The sequence below is a fragment of the Flavobacterium sp. J372 genome (assembly GCF_024699965.1).
GTDB lineage: Bacteria > Bacteroidota > Bacteroidia > Flavobacteriales > Flavobacteriaceae > Flavobacterium.
Map to the genome: position 1 here is coordinate 816856 of NZ_JAJOMZ010000004.1, position 23152 is coordinate 840007.

Here is a 23152-nt window from a genome sequence, read left to right on the forward strand (position 1 = left end):
CGTAATTTTGGACGACCCCGGCCCCGAGAGTTTACTGCTTACCCCTTCAGAACTTGTTATAAGATTCGCAGCTATAGCTGTGTTTATATTTTGCTCGGCTTTTATCTCTGCCTGCGAAACAGCTTTCTTTTCATTATCCCCCGAAGACCTTGATAAGATTAATGGCAAAAGTCCCTCTCGCGGCATAATGGTTTCGCGCCTGCTCAAAAAGCCCAAAAAGCTGCTCGCAACGTTTGTTATTGCCAATACTTTTACCAATATTAGCATCATTATACTCTTTTTCCGCTATGCTGATGATGTTTTTTACAGCATTACCAATTCAGGGCTTCGCCTTTTTATCCAGGTTGTAATCATCACATTTTTTCTGCTGCTGTTCGGCGATGTGCTCCCTAAAGTATATGCAGCCCGAAACAGTGCTAAGGTTGCGAGGAAATCAGTAAATATGGTATATGTGCTAAGTAAGCTGCTTTCTCCATTAAGCATACCAATGAGAGAAATCACACTGATGCTCCACAGAAAACTGGGCGGCGAAAAACAGGCACTCTCCGTTGACCAGCTTTCACAGGCGCTGGAACTTACCGATTATGGCGATACCACCCATGAAGAGCAGCGCTTGCTTGAGGGTATAGTGGCCTTCGGCAATACGGATGCAAGGCAGGTGATGAGCCCCAGGATTGACCTGTTTGCCTTAGATATCAGCGAACCTTTTTCTGAAGTTTTACCCAGGATTGTAGAAAAAGGCTTTTCGCGCATTCCGGTTTATGAAGGCAATATTGACAGTATAAAGGGCGTTCTCTTCGTGAAAGACCTGATACCGCATATTGAGGATGCAGACTTCGCCTGGCAAGATATCATCCGCGAACCGTTTTTTGTGCCGGAGACGAAGAAGCTTGACGACCTGCTGCGAGAGTTCCAGGGGATGAAGAACCACCTGGCAGTTGTGGTAGATGAATACGGGGGCACATCAGGAATCATTTCGCTGGAGGACATATTAGAAGAGATTGTAGGCGATATCAGTGACGAGTTTGACGATGAGGATATCATTTATTCCCGTATAGACGACTATAACTTTTTGTTTGACGGGAAGATAAACATCAAAGACTTTTGCCGGATAACTGCACTTGATGAGGATGATTTTGAAGAGGCGAAAGGTGAAGCAGAAACCCTGGCCGGTTTCATGTTGGAGCAGTCGGGCAATTTCCCGAAGAAAGGGCAAAAAATTAAATTTAAAGGCAATATCTTTACCGTCGAATCTTTTGACAAACGCCGTATAAGGCAGATAAAGGTTACCCTGAAACATGATAGTGAACAACCTGAATAAGATTTTTAAACTGGCAGGATGCCTCGCACTGACTGTGGCTGCTGTATCATGCGGAGATGAAACTGTGCCTAAGCCTAAGGCATACCTCCGGCTTGATTACCCACTTGGTGAATACCGTAGCCTGGATGTAGGCTGCCCGTTTACGTTTGATGTTAATACTACAGCTAAAATCAAGGATAAAGATGATTGCAGCATTGAGCTTCATTACCCAAAGATGAAGGCTACTATCTACTTAAACTATAAACCTGTAAATGGCAACCTTGAGCAGCACCTGCGCGATGCACAGAATCTTACATACAAGCACGTGGTTAAAGCTGACGAGATACAGGAACGGCCGTATAGCAATGCATTGAATAAAGTATACGGCATGTTTTACCAGGTTGGTGGAAATGCGGCTACCAATGCCCAGTTTTATGTAACCGACAGTACTAAACATTTCCTTACAGGTTCTGTATATTTTTATGCCAAGCCTAATTTTGACTCTATCATGCCTGCAGCCAGCTATATAAAAGACGACATGCAGAACATTGTAGAGAGCATACGCTGGAAATAGTTTTTTTTGCCATCAATAACACGAACAGATCATTCAAAAATTTTAATTAGTGAGGTTGATGAAGTTTGTGGCAAAAAAGACAGGCACATTGGCCTGTCTTCATAATTATATTGCTGTAGACATTACATACTTCCGCCTTTTTCTTCACTGTGGCAGCTTTTCTTAGCTGAAGATGAGCAGCATCCGCCTTTCTTCTCGCCGCTGTGGCATGAAGCTTTCTTGTCGTCTGTATTTGCTGTTGTAGTTTCAGCTTTTTTGGCCTTCTTGTCTGCCTTTTTTTCTTTTTATCCTTGTCTTTATCACCGCCGCCGCCGTTATATGCTTTATCGGCAGAATTGTGAACATCACTTACTTTATAAGCGCCGTCGGCAAGGCCTTCAACTGTTTCTACAAATTTCTCCGGAGTCTGCTTTGCAGGGTCATAAGATACAGTAGCCGTTTTCTTTTCGTAGTCTACTTTAGCTTCGCCAACGCCCTCCATCTTAGCCAGCTTCTTTTCAATAGTTGCAGCACAACCCATAGGGCATGTCATGCCATCAATCTTAAATGTGGTTGTTTCAAGATTGGCCGCCGTTTCTTTAGCCATAGTTGTGTCAACAGCAGTCGTGTCAGTTGAAGTCGCGTCTGTATCAACATTGCCGTCTTTAGATTTGTCATTACATGCAGTGAGCAATACTGCAGCAAGTGCAAATAGTGATAATGATTTTACGATTTTCATGTTATAATATTTTAATGCATTTTGATTACTAATGGATTACAAAGGTATAAAACGAAATGACATATGCATTATTGCGAAATAAAAAAGGCCCCCGCCATGTCGGGAGCCTTTTTACTATCAGGGATTAATGATTACTGGAAGTCAGCATCAGTTACACCTTCGTTTATTTTAGCATCGGTTGCAGTAAGCTCGATTTCAATACCAACATTGATTGCTGTTTTGTAAGGTACTTTCACACCTTTTACAGCACGGTAGTCGCTGTATGGCGTAAGTACGCTCATAGGGCCTTGCGGGCCTTCAACCTTTTCAGATTTTGCAATCTTCAGGCCTGATTTTACATCAAAGTAGTATGTGTTGTCACCTTCAGTAATCACATAAGCATCAACACCGTTAAACTTCTCAATACCTTTAAGTGCAACACCCGGTTTAGACGGCAGGTTAAGTTCGTCAAAAGGCATAGCATCTTTTTGGTAGTCAGCAAGATCTTCGCCTGTAATTTCCTGCCTTTGCCCCTGCATTACCATATAGCCTGATTTTTCATTAATCACCTGCTTCATCATCTGCTGGCCCATTGCCGTAACAATTACAGCCTGTTTTTTGTCGGCCATTTTTACATCCATCTGCATCTGCATGCCCTGTACTGTTCCTGTATATGTCATAGCAAGGGTCTTAACAGCTTTTACTGCTGCTTCGCCACCAATCGCTTTAATATAATTGTCAACAACAGATTTTACTGTTACACCGGCAGCCACGGCTTTGCTTGCGCCCGGTTTCTCTGCAGGATTACCGTACTTGTCAAAGTAAGAGATAGGAATTCCGCGTTTTTCAAGTCCGGGAAGTACATCGCTTGCCTTACCAACAACCACTACGCGGGCATTTTCCGCAAGGAAGAATTTGTTGGCTGCGTTTTTGATATCCTGTGCTGTAACTGCATTGATGTTGGCAATGTAGTTTTCATAGAAGTTCTCAGGCAGGTTTTGCGTTTGAGTCATAAGTGCATAGCGGGCTATGGTAGCCGGCTTTTCAACCTGCATCACAAAGTTACCAATGTATTTAGCCTTTGCATTCTTAAGGTCTTCCTCGCTTACAAGGTCATTCCTCATTCTCTTGATTTCGTTGAATATCTCAACAACTGCACTGTCGGTTACTGTATTACGTACAGATGTTGATGAGTTGAACGTGGTAACATATTTGCCTGAGCCTAATGATGAGTATGCGCCATACGTCCAGCCATGTGCCTCACGAAGGTTAAGGAAAAGCCTTCCTTCACCGCCGCCGCCAAGAATCTGGTTAGCAAGAAGGGCAGCGAAATACTCCTTATCTGTCATCTTAAGGTTTACCACATTGATAACAGAAATTTCAGACTGCACGGCATTGCCCATATCAACAAAGTTGATTTGTGTGCCTGCAACGTCTTTAGGGTCTGTATATTTCACCATTGGCGGAGTTCCTGCTTTCCAAGAACCGAAAAGCTTCTCAACTTTACTTTTTACATTGGCAAATTTCACATCGCCAACAATTACCAGGTACGCTTTGCCCGGTACAAAGTATGTGTTGTAGTTGTTCTGAACATCTTTAAGCGTTACATTGTTTAAAGTAGCCTCGCTAAGGTATTCACCGTTCGGGTGGTTTTTGCCATAAACAAGTACATCAGCTACACGCTCTGCAGCAGCAGGAACGCTCTTTTCGTCAGCCTTAAGCCCTTCAAGAATCTGTGCTTTCTGCTTGTCAAATTCTGCCTGAGTGAACAGCGGGTTAAGCGCTCCGTCAGCCATTAGTTCAAGTATCCTGTCGCCGTATTTTGAAAGCCCGCTTGCAGAAGCTCCCGAGCCTGAAAAGTTGATGTTTGCACCAAGAAAGTCAACCTCTTCATTAAACTTATCTTTTGATATTGTTTTAGTACCGTTGCCCATTAGTGCGCTGGTCATGTCACTAACACCCTTTTTGTCGCCTTCAGCATATGGAGGCGTATCAAGCGTAAGGTTATATGATACCCTAGGCAGTTTATGGTTTTCTACCACCATTACCTTAAGGCCGTTTGGCAGGCTGAAGGTTTGCGGCTTACCTACATTTACTTTTGGCGCCGGCCCCGGTTTTGGCATTGGCCTGTCTTGTGCCTGCATTGTTGTAACAGTTAAAAATAAGGCTGCTACTATATATATTACTTTTTTCATTGTTTTTGTGCTAAAGTTTTGTGCTAAGTTACACTTTTAGAGGAATTACTTTTTTGCAGGGATTGTAATTACCTGGCCCGGGTAAATAAGGTTAGGGTCAGATATTTTGTCTTTGTTCGCCTGGAAAATCATATTGTACTTATAGATGTCACCATAAATTTCGCCTGCAATTTTAGATAGTGAATCACCTTCTTCAATTGTGCGGGTTTGTTCGGCAGGAGCAGGAGCAGCAGGTTTTGCAGCGGCAGCTGCTTTTGCAGGCTCTGCAGCTTTAGCAGGAGCTGGTGCAGCCTTAGCAGGGGCCGGTGCAGCTTTTGCAGCAGTTTTTGGTGCCGCTTTAGGAGCTTCAGCAGGTGCAGCGCCTTCAGGTGCGGCAACATAGTCAAGTATCATGCGTTGGTTTGGCATAAGGTATTTCTTAGCTACTTCCCTAATCTCTTCACGAGTTATTGAACGGTACATATCAATCTCGGTATTGATAAGGTTGATATCACCATACAGCATATAGTAAGAAGCAAGGTTTTCGGCAACACCTTCAAGGCTTGCGTTGCTGCTTACATAACGAGCTTCAAACTGGTTTTGCAGTTTCTGGAATTCCTTCTCAGAAATAAGCTCTGTCTGAAGTTTTTTGATCTCCTCGTCAGACTCCCTTACAAGGTCATCAGCAGTGAAGCCCTGCATTGGTATGCCGTAAATGATGTACAGGCCATAATCTTCCTGTGTATAATTGAAAGCGCCCATTTGCAGCGCCATTTTCTTGTCATCTACAATTTTCTTATACATGCGCGAGCTCTTACCATCGCTAAGTATAGACGAAATCATATCAAGCACGCGTGCATCACGTGTTTTCATAGATGGTGTGCGGTAAGCAGTAACCACCATTGGCAGCTGTACGTTAGGGTCTTCATATTTAGCCCTGAACTGCTGCGTGATTGGTTTTTCTTCAAATTTCTGGCGTGTTACCGGTGCTCCTTTAGGTATCGGTGCAAAATATTTTTGTATCCAGCCCTTTGTCTGTGCAATGTCTATATCACCTGCAACTACAAGCACAGCATTGTTAGGGCTATAGAATTTTTTGTTGAACGCCTGGAACTCTGCCAGTGTAGCAGCATCAAGGTGCTCCATAGAGCCGATGGTTGCCCAGCGGTAAGGGTGCACCTTAAACATGTTTCTCTTTACTTCGGCAATAAGGTTACCGTAAGGCTGGTTGTCTACACGAAGGCGTTTTTCTTCTTTTACAACCTCATTTTGCGTGTCAACACCAATCTGGTTAATTACCGGGTGCATAAGCCTTTCGCTTTCCATCCAGATGGCAAGCTCAGTATTGTTGCTTGGGAAAACTTCATAGTAATAGGTCCTGTCATCGCTTGTGTTGGCATTGTTGTTACCACCGTTTGCCGTAACAATCTTAAACCACTCACCGCGCTGTATGTTCTTTGTACCTTCAAAAAGCAAGTGCTCAAAAAAGTGCGCAAAGCCTGTTCTCTCAGGGTTCTCGTCTTTAGAACCCACGTGGTACATAACAGATGTAACCACTACCGGCGCCGATTTGTCCTGATGTAAAATAACATGCAACCCATTGTCAAGGTTGTATTCCTCAAATGCCACCTTCTGGGCAGAAGCTGCCGTACCGAGCATCAGGAGGGAACCTAAAGCCAATAAAGAATTTTTCATAAAAAATAGAATATTTTGTTTTGTGATATGGGTATGCAAGTTCGTTAATTTGTTACATATAAAATAACTTTTTTTTAAGAATTGAGTGTCAGCTTTACACATGCTGCAAAAACAGGTTTATTTTTTTGACGCAGAGTTGTTTGATAAAGAATATATTGTATATTTGCAACCTCAAATTTTTAATTAAACCATATTGTTATGTACGCAATCGTAGAGATAGCAGGGCAGCAATTTAAAGTTAGCAAAGACCAAAAGGTTTTCGTTCACCGTCTTGAAGGCAAAGAAGGAGATGCGGTATCATTCGCAAAAGTTCTTATGCTTGATGCAGACGGAAGCATTACCCTAGGCGCCCCGGCTATAGAAGGTGCTTCGGTAGAAGCCAAAGTGCTGCAGCACTTAAAAGGTGACAAAGTAATTGTTTTCAAAAAGAAGCGCAGGAAAGGCTACAAGAAGAAAAATGGCCACCGCCAGTCGCTAACGCAAATCCAGATATCTGGCATCACTGCGCCGGGAGCTAAAAAAGCTGCCAAGAAAACAGAGAAAGCTGAAACTGAAACTGCAGAATAATATTAACAATTAAAAACTAAAACATCATGGCTCACAAGAAAGGTGTCGGTAGTTCTAAGAACGGTAGGGAATCAGAGTCGAAACGTCTTGGCGTTAAGATATATGGTGGCCAGGCTGCTATTGCCGGCAACATCATAGTAAGGCAGAGAGGTTCTAAGCACAACCCGGGCGAGAATGTGTACATGGGCAAAGACCATACACTACACGCTAAGGTTGACGGTATCGTGAAGTTCCAGAAAAAAGGAGACAACAAGTCTTATGTTTCTGTAGTAGCGGTAGAAGCATAAGCTTTATCCTCAATACATTATACAAAAGCTCTTTCGCCACAGGCGGAGGGGCTTTTTTGTTTTATACTTTAACGAAACGGTAACAGCATCACTATGTTTTTAGTCCGAACTTTATAATATATCTTGAAAAGTTACCATTATGAGTACAGCCAAAAACCTGCTTGCCGGCCTTGGGGGCGCCATAGCCTTAAACATAATGCATGAAAGCTTAAAGAAAACCGACAGCGGTATGCCGCGGGTTGATCTTGTTGGTGAAGAAGCCTTGCAGAAAATTCTACATTACTTCGGTACACACATATCAGGTAAAGACAATTTGTATGCGGCCACGCTGGGAGGAGATTTGGTAAGCAATGCGTTATATTACAGCGCTATTGGTGCAGGCGGTACTGAAGGTGTCTGGCCACGTGCTTTAGCTTTAGGATTATCTGGAGGTATTGGCGCGCTTGTATTGCCTGAGCCAATGGGCCTCGACCCGGAGCCGGTTACTAAAACCACTAAATCTAAAGTATTGACAGTTGCTTATTATACTGCGGGCGCATTGGTTACTGCGGCTATATTAACTGCCATAAAAAAGAAGTAATTTGAAATGTACATATTTTTAAAGGCTTGCGAATATTTTCGCCGGCCTTTTTTGTTGTCATAATCTTGTTAAAAATATCTAAAAATATTTGTTAATGTTTTTGTATAATTTGCTTAAACTTGCGCCGTTATGCAAATTACTTAACTAATGAAAAAACAGATTTTACTTTTTATAGTTGTGCTTAATGCCGTAGTGGGTTTTGCGCAGAAAACACTCTCTAATGACTACAGCTATACAGTTAGCGCACCGTATAAACTTTTTGAAGGCAAGAAATTTTATTTCAGCAATAATAATCGATTACTTGCCGTAAAAATAGAAGAGCGTGATGTAATGCTGCAGATATTCAATAATAAAGATGAAAAAGTTTCATTTATAGCTGAAAAAAAATATGAAGATTTCCCCAAAAATATGCAGCTTGAAGATGTTATAGAACATGGAGGCAGATATTACCTTTTCTATTCACTTTGGGATGGAAGAAACGATAAAGAGCAGCTATTTGTGCGCGAAATAGATTTTGTAAAAGGAATATTTACAGCAGAGGCGAAGCTGCTATTAAAGGTTGACGGTAAAGTTACGGGCGCACCTTTAAAAACCAAACTTAACTGGAGCGGTATTGATGATGAAGAACGAGGTGGCTGGGTTGACAGCCCGAACTTGTGGTCTAACGGAGTTAATACCTTAAATAGCCTTGAGACCACAGATAAGTTTGACTTTATTCAGGATATGGAGAAGAAGAAGCTGCTTGTGCAATATAGGATGAAGCCCAAAATAAAAAGTGATACAAAAAGCTATGACATAATTGGAATGGCCGGTTTTGATCAGGGATTAACAATGACATCTCAGGAAGAAATAAAGATGCCATATACCGAGCGCAGGATGGATGCCCTTGATTATGCAATTGACATGCAGGGAAATACTTATATACTTGCGAAGGTATTTCATGATGACAGTAATAAAAGCAAAAAAGAAGGTGCACCAAATTACCATATAGAACTTATGCGTTTAAAAAATGGAAGCAATTAAATTAAAACGACCAAGATAAATATCAAAGATAAATTTATAAGGACGCTTACCTTACAGGAAACGCCGGGTGATTACATGGTATGCGCCGGTTTTTATAATATAGGGAAAAATAAATTTTCAAGTGACGGGTTTATTGTAGCAAAAGCTGGTAAAGATGGCGAGCTTTATGATGTAAAAACCTATGAAATTCCGCTTGAGATTTTGAACCAGAATTTATCTGAAAGTAAAAAGAAGAAAAACGAAAAGAAAGATGAGGAAGGAAAAGCTGAATTTGAAGCGCTCAAATTACAGGAAGTAATTGTAAATAACGATGGCAGCCTTGTGCTTTTAGGAGAGCAGTATTATACAGAACTTCATCAAAAACCATCAACATCTAAAAGTAAAGTATTTACACATTACCGTACATATCATTATAATGACCTGCTAGCTGCCAGGATAGATAAATCAGGCAATCTGTCATGGATAAAGAAAATGCCTAAGAAGCAAAGAGGCCGTAATCAAAAAGGAGGCATGTCATACAAAAATATTTCAGCAAACGGGTCACATTACTTCCTTTATCTTGATAACGTAAAGAATTTTAACTTGCCGGCAGATAAGAAGCCTGCTTTGCATACAGATGGTGAAGGTGGATATTTCACTTCTTATAAAATTGATGACGCCACAGGTGCTGTCTCAGCAGGATCAGTTTTTAATGTTCGTGATGTCGAGGATATGACAATATATGAATTTGGTACAGAACGTATACTTAAAACTGCTGAAAACGAATTTGTTTTGGAATTTTATAAAAAGAAAAAGGAAGATGTAATGTTAAAAGTAAAGATGCTGTAAAAATTAAGCCGGCTTATCTGCCTAATCATTAGTGTTGAGACTTAACCTTGGAATTCAGGGACTTTAGATATATTGTTTTAACATTATATTACAACATGGATAAAATATTACATTTGCAAAATAAACTAAATTAATAATGAAGAAAATCTTTACTGTACTATTATTTGCAATATCTGTTATGTCTTACGCACAATTATCAATGCGTACAGATAAGAAAGAATTGCTTGACCGTTTTAAAAATACCGAAACTGTTTTTATTCTTTCAAACGCATATGAGACCAAGGTGTATGATGATATTCTTAAGCAAACCTGGACTGTTACACCCTATAAAATAATAAAAATTGAAGACTTTAATCCGTTGGAGTATATGGATGATAAGCATTCATTTGCAATGCTCGACGGTAATGTTGTTATAAAGAAAAATGGGTCATACTTACATTCATACATGTCCTTTTTTATATTTGACCACGAGGATAAACTTAAAGAAATTGAAAAGTTTAAAAAGAAAACCGGCAAAAAAAGGGATGATTATGATTTGATGAGAGAAAACCGCATAACTATCGCAGACTTTTTTCTTTACAAAAATGCGGACTTCATTAAAAAAAATGAGTCAGGGCCTATTGCCGGGAAAGAAATGCCAAATGATAACATGATACGTATCATCAGATATCTTACTGATGAAATGTATATGGATGATAACGTTTTTCATAATTATAAACCGGGTTTCCTAAAAAATTATTTCCAGAAAGTTAATGCACTTATTACAGAAGGGAAACCATATGGACTATATGGCGGAGCCTGCACGGCTGAAATAAAACAACTAAAGAACAAAACCCTTTATGTGCCTCAGTATGTTGGCCTGAAGTATAATGCTATGTCAAGGACAGAAACAGATAAGACACAGGAAAATAAAACTAAGCTATTTGAAGATTATAAATATAACTATGAGTATATTGATACGGATAAGCTAAGCGATAGGATAATGGCCGGTGAAGAATTTTATTATCTGCGCTATGTTATGGAAAATGCACAGAAATATGTGCAGGTAGTAAACTCAAAAACAGGCGAGATTATTTACAAAAACTACCATCCTATGAGCTATAACCTTAATGAAGGTAATATTGAAGATATTAGAAAAGCTATTGAAAAAGGTAAGGTATAGATTTATATGAATATGTATTAAAGAAAAAAGCGCCTTAAACGGCGCTTTTTTCTTTTTCCATGTTTATCATGTAAGCCATATTTTTAATAACCTTATCGTGCTTCTTCACAAACGGGTTCTCCTCGTTCCAAACGTAGCCTGCAAGTACAGAGCATATCTTTTCCTTTACGTCGGGGTTTTCAGGCCTGTGGAAGAAAAGTGTCTGCAGGTTCCCGGTGTACCACTCTTTTACATATGTGGCAAACACATTTACACCCCCTGCGCATATATTCGGTATATTCCTTATCCCAGTCTACTTTTTCTCCTCTAAGCTCACGCAGGAAAAGCTTGGCCGACAGCATGCCCGACTCAGTTGCGAAACATACGCCTGATGAAAACACCGGGTCAAGAAACTCGCTGCTATTGCCTGTAAGGGTATAACCCGGGCCGCAAAGGCGCGTTACCGAGCAGCTGTAGTTTTCAATTTTGTGCGGTTCAAACAAAAAGTCAATACCTTCAAAACGGTTGCGGTAGTAATCGCTTTGGTTTATGATGTACTGCAATTTTTCGGTATTCGTCTCTCCGGGTATTGCATTAATGTAAGTTGTTGGCCCAACCACGCCAATGCTTGTATTTCCGTTTGAAAAAGGTATAATCCATACCCAAACCTTTGTTTCAAGAATGTCGAAAGAAATCTGTGTACCCTCAACACCTTCAGGGCGGCGCGTGTCTTTTACATGGGTAAACATTGATGAGTTTTCAGGTATAGAAGATGGTGCATCAAGGTTAAGCAGCCTTGGCAGCACACGGCCATAACCGCTTGAATCTATTATAAACCTTGCAGAAATCTCGCTGATGTTTCCGTCTTTGTCGCGAACAGTTGTAACAGAGTCAGTCTCTTTAAATTTCACGTCAAGCACTTCTGTTTCAAACTCAAGGTCAACGCCTTTGCGTTTTGTTTCCTGTGCCAGTACATTGTCAAAATCAGCACGAGGTATCTGCCAGGTCCAGTCCCAGCCCTCGCCAAATTTCTCACTGAAGTCAAACAGGCAGATTTCTTCCCCACGGATAAATCTTGCGCCGAATTTCTTCTCGTACCCCCTGGCTGTCCAGCGCCTCGAAAAGACCTGCTTCTTCAAAGTGGTCCATTACCCGCGGGATAAGGCTTTCGCCTATCACAAACCGCGGGAATTTCTGTTTCTCCACAACCTTTACCTTAATCCCGTTCTTGTGCAGGTAAGATGCTGCCACACAACCTGAAGGGCCTGCACCTATCACCAAAACATCTACACTCTCTTTTAACATATATAAGTTTTTGTGTATCTTAAAATTATCTTGAATTATATTACATTTGTACCCCTGTAAAAGTAGTTACATTAAACTAAATTATACAAAAAAATTACGCAGAGGGCAATATAAAACCAAATTTAAGAAATGATAAACAGGTACCTTAGCCTTAATGAGTTTGAAGCGATAATATTTGGGAATGAAAAAGTTGAGCTTAGCAATGATGTTACAGCCCGCGTTACCGACAGTTTTGAGTTTTTAAAAGAGTTCTCGTCCAATAAGATTATTTATGGCGTTAATACGGGCTTTGGCCCAATGGCGCAATACCGCGTACCTGACGAAGACCGTGTGCAGCTGCAGTATAACCTTATACGCAGCCATGCTTCGGGCACAGGCAAACCATTGTCTGCCGCTTTTGTAAAGTCGGCTATGCTTGCCCGGCTTAATACATTGGCGCTTGGCAATTCGGGCGTGCACCCGTCAGCGGTCAATCTTATGAAAGAGCTTATCAACCGGGATATAACTCCGCTTATTTTTGAGCATGGCGGCGTTGGCGCGAGTGGTGATTTGGTTCAGCTTGCCCATCTTGCACTGGTACTTATTGGCGAAGGTGAAGTTTTCTATAAAGGCGAACGCCGTAATACCTCAGAGGTTTTCGCTATCGAAGGCTTGAAGCCAATAACAGTTGCCATACGTGAAGGGCTTGCGCTTATGAACGGGACTTCGGTTATGACGGGTATAGGCGTTGTCAACCTGTACAACGCAAAGAAATTACTTGACTGGTCGGTTAAATTTTCATCGGCTATAAATGAAGTGGTAAGGGCTTATGACGACCATATGTCTTCAGAGCTGAATAATACAAAATTGCACAAAGGCCAGCAGGAAGTGGCCGGGCGTATGCGCAGTCATATAGCCGACAGTAAGCTTACCCGCAAACGTGAAGAGCATCTTTACAGCGGTGAAAATACAGAAACCGTATTTAAAGAAAAGGTGCAGGAGTACTACTCACTGCGGTGCATCCCTCAGATACTGGGCCCGGTGCTCGACACAATAAATAATGTGGCAGAAGTGCTGGAGAATGAAATAAACTCGGCTAATGATAACCCTATTGTAGATGTAAAAACAAAACAGGTATATCATGGCGGGAATTTCCACGGAGATTATATCTCGCTCGAAATGGATAAGCTTAAGATTGTGGTTGCAAAGCTTAGCATGCTTGCCGAGCGCCAGCTGAATTACCTTATGAATGCAAGGATAAACGAGCTTATGCCTCCTTTTACCAACATGGGCAGGCTTGGCTTCAACTTCGGCTTGCAGGGCGTGCAGTTCACGGCTGTTTCAACTACTGCTGAAAACCAGACATTATCTAACCCTATGTATGTGCATAGCATCCCTAACAATAATGATAACCAGGATATTGTAAGCATGGGTACTAATGCTGCCGTGATTACAGCTAAGGTGATTGAGAATGCATTTGAGGTGCTTGCGGTGGAACTGATGGCAATAATCCAGGCAATTGACCTGTTGGGGCAAAAGGATGAGGTGTCTTCGGCTACAAGAAAAATATATGATGAAGCCAGGGCGATACTGCCGGCATTTACCGAAGATATGGCGCTATACCCATATGTGCAGCGCCTGAAAGAATATCTTATGGATAGCAAAACCAATAATTAACATAAATATCAGTACCATGAAAAAACTACTTCTTTTATTGCTGATTATCACCAATGCAGTATTTGCGCAAGAGCTTGCACTGGTAAAAGTTGACGGCCGCATTGGCTATATAAATAAGTCAGGCGAAATGGCAATCAAGCCGCAATTCCTGAAAGCCAAAGATTTTCATGAAGGCCTTGCAGCTGTGGAAGACCAGGGCAAATGGGGCTTTATCAATACCAAAGGAGACTGGGCTATAGAACCCCAATTTACTAAGGTGAAGGATTTTAACAGCGGCCTGTGTGTGGTTGAAAAAGACAACCGATGGTATTACATCAACAAAAAGGGCGAATCGGCCAAGATGCCTATAACCGACAAATATTATGATTTTGAAGACGGCGTAGCCTTTATAAAACGCAGCGAGAAAGTAGGCCTTATGAATGCCAAAGGTGATGTGGTGCTTGAGCCAAAATATGATGGCATTAAATCTTTCCATGGAAACTATGCGCGCGTAAAAACAGGTGACCGCTGGGGTATTATTGACAAGACAGGCAAAGTGGTTGTAGATGTAATGTATGAAGAGATTGGCAACTACCACAAGGGTGTTACATGGGCCCGCAGTGGAACAGCTTTCGGGCTTGTGACCGATAATAAATTTAAGGCTATAGATGGTGTTGACAAGATATGGGACTTCCATTCACAAGATATCACCTATGCCCGCAAAGGTAAAAAAGTAGGGTTTATTGACCTTAAAGGCAACTGGGTTATAGAGCCTAAGTTTGATAAAGCACGCGCATTTAACAAAAACCTTGCACCTGTTGCAGTAGGCAAAAAGTGGGGCTATGTAAATACCAAAGGCGAAATGGCTATTGAAGCAATTTATAACGATGCTGAAGTTTTCAGCGCTGATGGCCTTGCTCCTGTAAAAGACAAAGACTGGGGTTTTATTGATGCCGACGGTAAAATTGTTATCCCTACAAATTACGGCATTACATCAGCTTTCGGTTTCCTTGACGGAGATGATGACAGCAAAGGTTTTGTAAACGGTGTTGCAAGGGTAAAGAGCAACAAAAAATGGGGCTTTATTGATAAAACAGGAAAAGTGCTTGGCAATACCTGGTATGAAAACGCCGAGCTTTTCTCAAAATAATTATATATGAAGTGTGCATTAGTAACAGGAGGTTCACGCGGTATAGGCCGTGCCATCTGCCAAAGGCTGGCAGCTGACGGCGGTTACCACATTCTTATAAATTACCAGGCCAATGCTGCGGCTGCTGAAGAAACCTTAGCTAAGGTAAAAGAAGCAGGCGCAACAGGCGAAATCATAAAGTTTGATGTTGCCAATGCCGATGAGGTAAAAGCTGCACTTACCGCATGGCAGGACGCTAACCCTGAGGCCGTGGTTGAAGTGGTTGTTAACAATGCAGGCATAACTCGCGATGGTTTGTTTATGTGGATGAGCCAGGATGACTGGCAGCAGGTAATCAATACCAGCCTGAATGGTTTCTACAACGTAACCAACTTCCTGATACAGAAAATGCTTCGTAATAAATACGGCCGTATCATCAATATGGTATCGGTTTCAGGTGTGAAAGGCACACCCGGGCAAACTAATTACAGCGCGGCAAAAGGCGCAGTTGTGGCGGCTACCAAAGCGCTTGCACAAGAAGTGGCCAAGCGCAACATTACTGTCAACGCTGTGGCCCCAGGCTTCATACGTACCGATATGACAGGGCAGCTTGATGAGAAGGAACTTATAAAAATGGTGCCTGCCAACCGTTTTGGAGAGGCCGAAGAAGTAGCTGACCTTGTAGGTTTCCTGGCATCGCGAAAAGCGGGTTATATTACAGGCGAAGTGATAAATATTAACGGAGGAATTTATTCGTAATAGTATGGACAGGAGGGTTGTAATCACGGGCATGGGCATTTATTCATGCATAGGTACATCGCTTGATGAGGTTAAAGATTCGCTATACCACGGCAAATCGGGAATTGTGCTTGATGAGGACAGGAGGGACTTCGGTTTCCGCTCGTGCCTTACCGGTATGGTGCCAAAACCTGACCTTAAAGACTTGTTGAGCCGCAGGCAGCGCGTGAGTATTGGTGAAGAGACCGAATATGCTTACATGGCTACCATACAGGCACTCAAGGCAGCGGGTATAGATGATGAGTTCCTCGATAACAATGAGGTAGGTATAATGTATGGCAATGACAGCGTAAGCAAAGCTATTATTGATGCTACCGATATTATCCGTGAGAAGAAAGACACTGCGCTTATCGGCTCAGGCGCTATCTTCAAATCGATGAACTCTACTGTTACCATGAACCTTTCAACCATATTCAGGCTGAAAGGCGTAAACCTTACCGTGAGCGCGGCATGTGCCAGCGGATCGCATTCACTGGGCATGGGCTTCCATCTTATAAAAAGCGGCCTGCAGGATACCATCATCTGCGGAGGCGCACAGGAAATAAACAAATATGCAATGGGCAGTTTTGACGGTCTGGGTGTTTTCTCGCCCGACGAGGAAAACCCGGCAGCGGCATCACGACCGTTTGACTGTTCTCGCAACGGCCTTGTACCAAGTGGCGGCGGCGCAACATTGATATTGGAAAGTTATGAGTCAGCCGTGAAGCGCGGCGCACCCATACTTGCCGAGATAATAGGTTACGGCTTCTCGTCAAATGGCGGCCACATCTCTACGCCTAATGTTGAAGGGCCTGCGCGTGCCATGCGCCGTGCGGTGGAGATGGCCGGTATAGACCCTTCAGAAATTGACTACATCAATGCACATGCCACATCAACGCCTGTAGGCGATGCCAATGAAGCTAAGGCTATTGACGAGATTTTTGGCGCAAGCAGGCCTTATGTGAGCTCTACCAAAAGCATGACGGGGCATGAGTGCTGGATGGCTGGCGCCAGTGAAGTAATCTATTCGGTACTTATGATGCAGAACTCATTCATAGCGCCGAATATCAATTTTGAAACGCCTGATGAAGACTCGGCAAAATTAAATATGGCCGCAACCACTGTAGATAAGGAAATTAATATATTTTTGTCGAATTCTTTTGGGTTCGGGGGTACCAACTCAGCACTAATAGTTAAAAAAGTTTAAGATTCAGGAAATGGATAAAGCAGCGATTATAGAGAAGATTAATGATTTTTTAATTGACGAATTTGAGGTTAACGGCGATGATATTCAGCCTGATGCCAACCTTAAAGACACCCTTGGCCTTGACAGCCTTGATTATGTTGACCTTGTGGTTACCGTAGAATCAAACTTCGGCGTGAAGCTGGGGGAAGCTGACTTTGTGGGTATTGCCACTTTCCAGAACTTTTATGACCTTATTGAAAATAAGGTGAAAGCCAAGCAGTAGCCATGAGCGACTGGGACGGCAAGTCTAAAGGTAACCTGCTGGGTTACAAAATATTTGTCTTTTTTATAAAGAATATCGGCGTGAGGTCGGCCTATTTTGTGCTGTACTTTGTTGCTGCCTACTACTTTTTATTCCTTTGGCAAACTAATAAGGTCACCTTTTACTATCTGCACAACAGGATGGGCTACAGCTACTGGAAAGCCAAAAGATTGCTGTATTCAAGCTACTATGTTTTCGGGCAGACCCTTATTGACAAGACAGCCATTTCGGCAGGGATGCGCGACAGCTTTACCTATGAGTTTGACGGCATTGAAACGCTTAAAGGGCTTCTGGCACAGAAAAAAGGTGCCGTGCTCATTAGTGCTCATATTGGTAATTTTGAGATATCAGAGTTTTTCCTTTCTGAGGTAAGCGCTGACTTTCGCATAAACCTTGTAACAGCCGATATGGAGCAGCATGCCATCAAGCAATATCTTGAAAGCATATCACTGGGTACAACGGTAAAGTTCATCAAAATTCAGGATGACCTGAGCCATATCTACGAAATCAATGCAGCCCTTGCCAATAATGAACTGGTTTGCTTTACGGGCGACCGCTACTTTGAACATACCAAAACACTGCAGGCAGAGTTTTTGGGTAAAGAAGCTCATTTTCCTTCAGGGCCATTCCTCATTGCATCGCGCCTTCGGGTGCCGGTAGTTTTCGTATATGTAATGAAAGAGAAAAACCTGCACTACCACCTGTATGCCCGTGAAGCTGTGGTAAAACACCGCGATGAGCAGGCATTGCTTGCAACTTACGTAGAGAGCATAACCGGTATGCTGCGCAGATATCCGCTGCAATGGTTCAATTATTTTGATTTCTGGAAGGCTTTTTCAAAAACTTCGTAAAAATACAGCTCCCATTGGGGGTGTTGCTTAATAATCATTATATTACGGCCTGTTATGCAAAACTACGATGCAATAATTATCGGTTCAGGGGCAGGCGGGCTTACCACGGCTTTGTGCCTTGCACGCGCCGGTAAAAAGTTTTGGTGCTTGAGCAGCATTATGTTCCCGGCGGATGGTGCCATAGCTTTACCCTTGGCGGGCAGCGCTTCAGTCCGGGTGTGCATTACATAGGTTTGTGCGAAGAAGGGCAGTCAACGTCTGAACTTTATAAAGGCCTGGGTATAGCCAATGACATTGTGCTGTTCCGGATGAACCCGAAAGCTTTTGAGCATTGCATAATTGGCGGTGTTAAATATGACATTCCCGCCGGGCTTGATAACATGGCTTCTGTTGTCGGCAGTTACTTTCCATCGGAGGCAAAAGGCATTTCGAAATACATCAGGCTTGTAAAAAAAGTAAACTACCAGATGATGCTGATGCCGAGGCTCAGAGGTTTTTGGCAGCTTGCCACATCACCGTTCCGCACAGCCACGTTTGTACACCATCTCCCTTTCAGTTTAAACACAATAGTCAGCAGATATGTAAAAGACTCTCTGGCCAAAGCAGTGCTTAATGTGCAATGCGGAGACCATGGCCTTCCGCCTAAAAAAGCAAACTTTGTTGTGCATACGGCAGTTATGGGCCATTATGCTGAGGGAGGTTTTTACCCTATGGGCGGCGGCAGCGGAATTGTAAAAGCAATGACCAATGCCATTAAAAAACTGGATGGGAAAGTAAAAGTAGAGTCAACTGTTAAGAAAATCTTAATAACTAACCGTACCGCAACAGGGGTAGAACTTGAAAACGGAGAACAGATTTTTGCCGATATAATCATTTCAAATGCCGACCCGGGAATCACATATCTTGAATTGTGCGGGCGGGAAAACCTGAGCGCTAAACTTCAAAAAAGGCTTGATGCTACACAATATTCGTGTACATCGCTAATACTGTTCCTTACGCTGGACATGGATGTCACGAAATTTGGCATTGACTCCGGCAATATGTGGATTTTCAGAGATGAGGATACCGACAGGCAATTTGAAGACCTCACTACAACTGATGTAACTAAAGGTGAGGAGTTTCCGGGATTATTCATGAGCTGCACCACGCTGAAAGACCCTGTAAGTTTTAATGGCCGTTACCACAATTTTGAGATAGTAACTTATGTGGATTACAATTGCGTTTCACAGTTTAGTGATGAAAAAGACTATCAAACTGAAGAGTACAAAGCCTTTAAAGACAAGGTGATAGCTAAATTCCTGAATACGGTTGAAAAGCATATTCCCGGTGCCAGACAAAATATTGTACAGGTTGAACTCGGCACACCGAAGACCAACCGTTTTTATATAAATTCCACCCGGGGCAATGTTTATGGTACAGAAAAGAGCCTGAGTAATGTTGGCCCGATGGCTTTTAAGAAAAAATCTGAAATAAAAAACTTATACCTGTGCGGGGCCAGTACGCTCTCCCATGGCGTGGCAGGCGCTTCTTACAGCGGGCTTGAAACAGCGAAAGTTATTTTAGGGCTGCCCGAAGATGAAATTTTAAAATATTCTGATGAGCAGGAGTTACGAGTTTTTGATGCCGATAATCCTGCCTCGTGGCCCGATTGGGTGCATGCCAAACGCAGTGATAAGGTGCGCCATTTCAAAGAATTAAAATTAAATACGGAGGAGGCAGGAATTTAATGAAAAACGTTCTTGTAATATACTTTTCACAATCGGGGCAATTGAAAGAAATTGCTAAAAACATAACCCTTCCTTTAGAACAGGAACCGGGTATGAACCTTGTTTACCATGAGATTGAGATGGAAAAGCCTTTCCCGTTCCCGTGGAATAAGGAAGCGTTTTTTGATGCGTTCCCTGAATCTTTCCTGCAGGTACCTGCATCTATAAAACCTGTGCCGCAGCATATACTTGACATGAAGTTTGACCTGGTATTGCTGCATTACCAGATATGGTTTTTATCACCGTCAATCCCCGTCAACTCTTTCCTTAAAAGCGAATACGCAAGGCAAATACTGAATAATACACCGGTTATAACCATAAGCGGAAGCCGCAACATGTGGTTTATGGCGCAGGAAAAAATTAAAGGGCTTCTTATTCAAAACAACGCGCAACTGAAAGGTAATATAGCTTTGGTAGACAGGGCCGGAAACCTTATAAGCGTTATTACTATTGTTGAATGGATGTTCAGCGGTAAAAAATACAAACACCTTGGCATCTTCCCGATGCCGGGCGTATCGCAGAAAGATATAGATGAGTCGGTAAAATTCGGTTATCCTATAAAAGACGCGACATTGTCAGGCAATTAACCGCGCTTCAGCCAAAACTACTGGCCCTTGATGCAGTGAGGGTGAGTCCGTATTTGGTAGGTGTAGATAAAAAAGGGAACCATATCTTCAGTAAATGGTCGGCTTTCATCATAAAGAAAAGGGGTGAATCGCGCAGAAGGCTGTTGAAGGTGTTCATTGTTTATTTAGTACTGGCCATTTGGGTTATTTCGCCAATTGTCTTTATATTGCACCTCATTTCTTATCCCTTTAAGCTGAAAAAAATGAAAAGGCAGGTAGCTTACTTTAAGGGAGTTGACTACAAACCGATAAAACAGAGTACGAGTAAAAATAATTATGTTTGACGTATATATAACAAGGTCCGGTAAGTTTTTACCCAACGAAAAGGTCACCAACGACGAGATGGAGGGCATACTGGGCAAAATAGACGATACTGCCAGTAAAGCCCGGCGCATAGTGCTGAGGAACAATGGTATAAAAACGCGCTATTATGCCATGGACAAAGACGGAAACATAACACACAATAACGCCGAACTTACCAATCTGGCTATTGAACAGATGTATGACGAAGATTTTACAAAAGATGATGTCGAGCTGCTTTCAGTTGGCACATCATCTCCGGACAATCTTTTCCCGTCACACGCTTCAATGGTGCATGGATTGATGAAGAACCATTCCATTGAGCTGAATTCTTCATCAGGGGTGTGCTGCGCCGGCATGAATGCCTTAAAATTCGGTTATCTTTCCATTAAATCCGGCAATACCAATAATGCGGTATGTACCGGTTCAGAAAGATCTTCAACATGGATGCTTTCCGATAAATTTGAAAACGAGATCATTAACCTGAAGAAACTTGAAGAACAGCCGGTTATCGCATTTAAAAAAGATTTTTTAAGATGGATGCTTTCAGACGGCGCAGGCGCGCTATTACTTGAGAATAAGCCGGGTAATGATGTTTCGCTGAAAATAGAATGGATGGAAGCATATTCATTCGCTCATGAGCTTGAAGCCTGTATGTATGCAGGCGGCGATAAGCTGGAAGACGGCACTTTGAAACCGTGGCAGGACTACAAGCCGCAGGAATGGCTGACGCAGTCTGTATTTAGTGTGAAGCAGGATGTAAAGCTGCTTGATAAATATGTTATTGAAAAAGGTGCTGATTGTACTAAAAATGCCCTTGAAAAGAATGGTGTAAAGCCTGAAGAGATAGACTATCTTCTGCCGCACGTGTCATCACACTTTTTTGTAGAGAAGCTTGATGCCGCCTATAAAGAGCGAGGGCTTGACATACCTGTGGAAAAATGGTTTATGAACCTTAGTGAAGTAGGAAATGTGGGCGCAGCCTCAATATACCTGATGATAGAAGAGCTGATGCACAGTGGAAAACTTAAAAAAGGACAGAAAATATTAGCTGTTGTACCTGAAAGCGGCAGGTTTAGCTATGCTTTTGCTTATATGACTGTATGCTGATGGAATCAATGATAAGTAAAGAAACCTTGCAGGCACTTATACCGCAAAAGGCTCCTTTTGTGATGGTTGATGCATTATACAGGTTCGGGGAAAATGCTCTTACCGCAGGGCTTACGGTGACTGAAGGTAACATCTTTACAACTGAAGGGAAGTTTACAGAGCCGGGAATTGTAGAGCATATGGCACAATCGGTCGCATTATATACAGGGTACCAATACTATCTTAAGCAAGAACAGGCACCCACGGGCTATATAGGCTCTATAAAAGAAGTAAGCATAACCAGGCTGCCTGAAAATGGCGAAAAACTTGTGACAACTGTAAGCGTATTACAGGAATTTATGGGCATAACACTTGTTGATATAGTTACGTCAATAAATAACGAGCCAATAGCCAAAAGCCAGATGAAAACGGTGCTGGCAAAATAGTATGGAGAAAGTAGTTGAAATACAGCATTTCCTGCCCCACCGCAAGCCTATGCTTATGGTTGACTACATCATGGCGATGGACAGGGAGAATGTTGTAACAACTTTTTCTGTAAAAGCAGACAACGTTTTTGCAGATGATGGTCGGTTTACAGAGCCGGGCCTCATAGAAAATGCAGCGCAAACCTGCAGTGCCATAGTTGCTAAGTCTTATTTTGTAAACGATGACGATACTGTACAAAGTAAAGATGTAATAGGTTTTATAAGCTCAATAAAAAAAGTAATTATACACAGCCTGCCAAAAATTGGGTGTGAAATTATTACCAAAGCACAACTGGTATCGCGCTTTGATACAGGTGAATTTATAACCTGCATGATGAGTTGCAAAAGTTACTGTGACGGCGATTTGTTATTGGAAGGAGATATAAATTTATTTATAAGGGAAGCCGGAAAATGAAGGAGAGTGAAGTACCGCAGGATAAAGGGAGGTTTGAAGCGCTGAATATGCGCGAACTCTGTTATGCTACCGATGAGGATGGCAACTACAAAACGGCACTTAGTGCAGGATGGAAACCGAAGGAGATAGCGCTGGATACGGCCCTGGAAGATATTAAGGAGCGTACTGAAGAAGCAAGGCAGGCCGTAGCACAAGGTAAATTAAGCCCAATTGCTTACTATATGGAGCTGAACAAAATGGATTTGCCTGTGCTTGCCGGCTACGTAAGCATGTGGCAATGGCGCGTGAAAAGACATTTTAAGCCGGCTGTATTTTCAAGATTAAATAATAAGCTTTTGGGAAAATATGCAGGCGCTTTCAATATAACTGTTGACGAATTGAAGAACTTTAAAGGCTGATA

The 23152-nt window shown here is 42.3% G+C and carries 22 protein-coding genes and 4 pseudogenes; 21 read left to right on the forward strand and 5 right to left on the reverse strand.

What is annotated here, in order from left to right; translation table 11 throughout:
- Positions 1-7: 7 nt before the first annotated feature.
- Both gldE and gldD read left to right on the forward strand, forming a co-directional pair.
- Positions 8-1321, forward strand: a complete 1314-nt coding sequence (gene gldE, locus LRS05_RS03980) for a gliding motility-associated protein GldE (protein WP_257867139.1) — start codon at positions 8-10, stop codon at positions 1319-1321.
- A complete protein-coding gene (gldD, locus tag LRS05_RS03985; protein WP_374707754.1) occupies positions 1299-1874 on the forward strand; it encodes a gliding motility lipoprotein GldD in 576 nt (191 codons plus the stop codon). Before gldE ends, gldD begins: the two co-directional genes overlap by 23 nt.
- 46 nt (positions 1875-1920) lie before the next feature.
- Here the strand turns inward: gldD and LRS05_RS03990 are convergent, their stop codons facing one another.
- The 4 genes and pseudogenes from LRS05_RS03990 to LRS05_RS04005 form a co-directional block, all read right to left on the reverse strand.
- On the reverse strand, positions 1921-2592 hold the full coding sequence (locus LRS05_RS03990) for a heavy-metal-associated domain-containing protein (RefSeq protein WP_257867140.1): 672 nt from the start codon (positions 2590-2592) through the stop codon (positions 1921-1923).
- A gap of 131 nt (positions 2593-2723) precedes the next feature.
- Positions 2724-4766 (reverse strand): pitrilysin family protein, encoded by a 2043-nt coding sequence (locus LRS05_RS03995; RefSeq protein WP_257867141.1) that lies wholly within the window; start codon positions 4764-4766, stop codon positions 2724-2726.
- A 45-nt stretch (positions 4767-4811) separates the two neighbouring features.
- Complete coding sequence (locus tag LRS05_RS04000; protein ID WP_257869228.1) at positions 4812-5159, reverse strand: LysM peptidoglycan-binding domain-containing protein; 348 nt, start codon at positions 5157-5159, stop codon at positions 4812-4814.
- Positions 5142-6440 (reverse strand): annotated as a pseudogene (locus LRS05_RS04005) (M16 family metallopeptidase); the annotation flags it as partial. The pseudogene LRS05_RS04005 and the gene LRS05_RS04000, both read right to left, overlap by 18 nt.
- Positions 6441-6638: 198 nt before the next feature.
- Between LRS05_RS04005 and rplU the strand changes: the two are divergent.
- The 6 genes from rplU to LRS05_RS04035 all read left to right on the forward strand — a co-directional run bounded on the left by rplU (position 6639) and on the right by LRS05_RS04035 (position 10887).
- Complete coding sequence (rplU, locus tag LRS05_RS04010) at positions 6639-7007, forward strand: 50S ribosomal protein L21 (RefSeq protein ID WP_257867142.1); 369 nt, start codon at positions 6639-6641, stop codon at positions 7005-7007.
- A 26-nt stretch (positions 7008-7033) separates the two neighbouring features.
- On the forward strand, positions 7034-7294 hold the full coding sequence (rpmA, locus tag LRS05_RS04015) for a 50S ribosomal protein L27 (RefSeq protein ID WP_257867143.1): 261 nt from the start codon (positions 7034-7036) through the stop codon (positions 7292-7294).
- A gap of 139 nt (positions 7295-7433) precedes the next feature.
- On the forward strand, positions 7434-7874 hold the full coding sequence (locus LRS05_RS04020; protein ID WP_257867144.1) for a hypothetical protein: 441 nt from the start codon (positions 7434-7436) through the stop codon (positions 7872-7874).
- A 147-nt stretch (positions 7875-8021) separates the two neighbouring features.
- On the forward strand, positions 8022-8897 hold the full coding sequence (locus LRS05_RS04025; RefSeq protein ID WP_257867145.1) for a hypothetical protein: 876 nt from the start codon (positions 8022-8024) through the stop codon (positions 8895-8897).
- Positions 8898-8972: 75 nt separating this feature from the next.
- Positions 8973-9725, forward strand: a complete 753-nt coding sequence (locus tag LRS05_RS04030) for a hypothetical protein (protein WP_257867146.1) — start codon at positions 8973-8975, stop codon at positions 9723-9725.
- A 136-nt stretch (positions 9726-9861) separates the two neighbouring features.
- Positions 9862-10887 (forward strand): hypothetical protein, encoded by a 1026-nt coding sequence (locus tag LRS05_RS04035; RefSeq protein WP_257867147.1) that lies wholly within the window; start codon positions 9862-9864, stop codon positions 10885-10887.
- A 34-nt stretch (positions 10888-10921) separates the two neighbouring features.
- On the opposite strand, the pseudogene LRS05_RS04040 reads toward LRS05_RS04035, so the two are convergent.
- A pseudogene (locus LRS05_RS04040) lies at positions 10922-12171 on the reverse strand (NAD(P)/FAD-dependent oxidoreductase).
- Between the two features lie 129 nt (positions 12172-12300).
- Between LRS05_RS04040 and hutH the strand changes: the two are divergent.
- The 13 genes and pseudogenes from hutH to LRS05_RS04105 all read left to right on the forward strand — a co-directional run bounded on the left by hutH (position 12301) and on the right by LRS05_RS04105 (position 23150).
- Positions 12301-13827: a histidine ammonia-lyase gene (gene hutH / locus LRS05_RS04045; protein WP_257867148.1), complete on the forward strand. Its 1527-nt coding sequence runs from the start codon at positions 12301-12303 to the stop codon at positions 13825-13827.
- A 16-nt stretch (positions 13828-13843) separates the two neighbouring features.
- Positions 13844-14956 carry a WG repeat-containing protein gene (locus LRS05_RS04050; protein ID WP_257867149.1) on the forward strand — a complete coding sequence of 371 codons (1113 nt, stop codon included), beginning with the start codon at positions 13844-13846 and terminating at the stop codon, positions 14954-14956.
- A gap of 6 nt (positions 14957-14962) precedes the next feature.
- Entirely contained in the window at positions 14963-15694 is a 732-nt protein-coding gene (fabG, locus tag LRS05_RS04055) for a 3-oxoacyl-ACP reductase FabG (RefSeq protein WP_257867150.1), read from the forward strand.
- Between the two features lie 4 nt (positions 15695-15698).
- The gene (locus LRS05_RS04060; protein ID WP_257867151.1) at positions 15699-16919 is read left to right on the forward strand and encodes a beta-ketoacyl synthase; all 1221 of its coding nucleotides are present in this window, start codon (positions 15699-15701) and stop codon (positions 16917-16919) included.
- 10 nt (positions 16920-16929) lie between these two features.
- A complete protein-coding gene (locus tag LRS05_RS04065; protein WP_257867152.1) occupies positions 16930-17181 on the forward strand; it encodes an acyl carrier protein in 252 nt (83 codons plus the stop codon).
- A gap of 2 nt (positions 17182-17183) precedes the next feature.
- Positions 17184-18071 (forward strand): lipid A biosynthesis acyltransferase, encoded by an 888-nt coding sequence (locus tag LRS05_RS04070; protein WP_257867153.1) that lies wholly within the window; start codon positions 17184-17186, stop codon positions 18069-18071.
- Positions 18072-18125: 54 nt separating this feature from the next.
- A pseudogene (locus LRS05_RS04075) lies at positions 18126-18185 on the forward strand (hypothetical protein); the annotation flags it as partial.
- Positions 18186-18214: 29 nt separating this feature from the next.
- Positions 18215-19798: an NAD(P)/FAD-dependent oxidoreductase gene (locus LRS05_RS04080; RefSeq protein WP_257867154.1), complete on the forward strand. Its 1584-nt coding sequence runs from the start codon at positions 18215-18217 to the stop codon at positions 19796-19798.
- A pseudogene (locus LRS05_RS04085) lies at positions 19798-20747 on the forward strand (dialkylrecorsinol condensing enzyme DarA). The gene LRS05_RS04080 and the pseudogene LRS05_RS04085 overlap by 1 nt, the downstream one beginning before the upstream one ends.
- Positions 20740-21873 (forward strand): beta-ketoacyl-ACP synthase III, encoded by a 1134-nt coding sequence (locus LRS05_RS04090; protein WP_257867155.1) that lies wholly within the window; start codon positions 20740-20742, stop codon positions 21871-21873. Before LRS05_RS04085 ends, LRS05_RS04090 begins: the two are co-directional and overlap by 8 nt.
- A complete protein-coding gene (locus tag LRS05_RS04095) occupies positions 21873-22298 on the forward strand; it encodes a hypothetical protein (protein WP_257867156.1) in 426 nt (141 codons plus the stop codon). The genes LRS05_RS04090 and LRS05_RS04095 overlap by 1 nt, the downstream gene beginning before the upstream one ends.
- A gap of 1 nt (position 22299) precedes the next feature.
- Complete coding sequence (locus LRS05_RS04100; RefSeq protein WP_257867157.1) at positions 22300-22752, forward strand: ABC transporter permease; 453 nt, start codon at positions 22300-22302, stop codon at positions 22750-22752.
- On the forward strand, positions 22749-23150 hold the full coding sequence (locus LRS05_RS04105) for a hypothetical protein (protein ID WP_257867158.1): 402 nt from the start codon (positions 22749-22751) through the stop codon (positions 23148-23150). The genes LRS05_RS04100 and LRS05_RS04105 overlap by 4 nt, the downstream gene beginning before the upstream one ends.
- Positions 23151-23152: the final 2 nt, after the last annotated feature.

Coding starts and splice junctions, on each gene's coding strand:
- gldD (WP_374707754.1), top strand. CDS start 1,299: ATGATAGTGAACAACCTGAATAAGATTTTTAAACTGGCAGGATGCCTC.
- LRS05_RS03990 (WP_257867140.1), bottom strand. CDS start 2,592: ATGAAAATCGTAAAATCATTATCACTATTTGCACTTGCTGCAGTATTG.
- LRS05_RS03995 (WP_257867141.1), bottom strand. CDS start 4,766: ATGAAAAAAGTAATATATATAGTAGCAGCCTTATTTTTAACTGTTACA.
- LRS05_RS04000 (WP_257869228.1), bottom strand. CDS start 5,159: ATGATACTTGACTATGTTGCCGCACCTGAAGGCGCTGCACCTGCTGAA.
- rplU (WP_257867142.1), top strand. CDS start 6,639: ATGTACGCAATCGTAGAGATAGCAGGGCAGCAATTTAAAGTTAGCAAA.
- rpmA (WP_257867143.1), top strand. CDS start 7,034: ATGGCTCACAAGAAAGGTGTCGGTAGTTCTAAGAACGGTAGGGAATCA.
- LRS05_RS04020 (WP_257867144.1), top strand. CDS start 7,434: ATGAGTACAGCCAAAAACCTGCTTGCCGGCCTTGGGGGCGCCATAGCC.
- LRS05_RS04025 (WP_257867145.1), top strand. CDS start 8,022: ATGAAAAAACAGATTTTACTTTTTATAGTTGTGCTTAATGCCGTAGTG.
- LRS05_RS04030 (WP_257867146.1), top strand. CDS start 8,973: ATGGTATGCGCCGGTTTTTATAATATAGGGAAAAATAAATTTTCAAGT.
- LRS05_RS04035 (WP_257867147.1), top strand. CDS start 9,862: ATGAAGAAAATCTTTACTGTACTATTATTTGCAATATCTGTTATGTCT.
- hutH (WP_257867148.1), top strand. CDS start 12,301: ATGATAAACAGGTACCTTAGCCTTAATGAGTTTGAAGCGATAATATTT.
- LRS05_RS04050 (WP_257867149.1), top strand. CDS start 13,844: ATGAAAAAACTACTTCTTTTATTGCTGATTATCACCAATGCAGTATTT.
- fabG (WP_257867150.1), top strand. CDS start 14,963: ATGAAGTGTGCATTAGTAACAGGAGGTTCACGCGGTATAGGCCGTGCC.
- LRS05_RS04060 (WP_257867151.1), top strand. CDS start 15,699: ATGGACAGGAGGGTTGTAATCACGGGCATGGGCATTTATTCATGCATA.
- LRS05_RS04065 (WP_257867152.1), top strand. CDS start 16,930: ATGGATAAAGCAGCGATTATAGAGAAGATTAATGATTTTTTAATTGAC.
- LRS05_RS04070 (WP_257867153.1), top strand. CDS start 17,184: ATGAGCGACTGGGACGGCAAGTCTAAAGGTAACCTGCTGGGTTACAAA.
- LRS05_RS04090 (WP_257867155.1), top strand. CDS start 20,740: ATGTTTGACGTATATATAACAAGGTCCGGTAAGTTTTTACCCAACGAA.
- LRS05_RS04095 (WP_257867156.1), top strand. CDS start 21,873: ATGGAATCAATGATAAGTAAAGAAACCTTGCAGGCACTTATACCGCAA.
- LRS05_RS04100 (WP_257867157.1), top strand. CDS start 22,300: ATGGAGAAAGTAGTTGAAATACAGCATTTCCTGCCCCACCGCAAGCCT.
- LRS05_RS04105 (WP_257867158.1), top strand. CDS start 22,749: ATGAAGGAGAGTGAAGTACCGCAGGATAAAGGGAGGTTTGAAGCGCTG.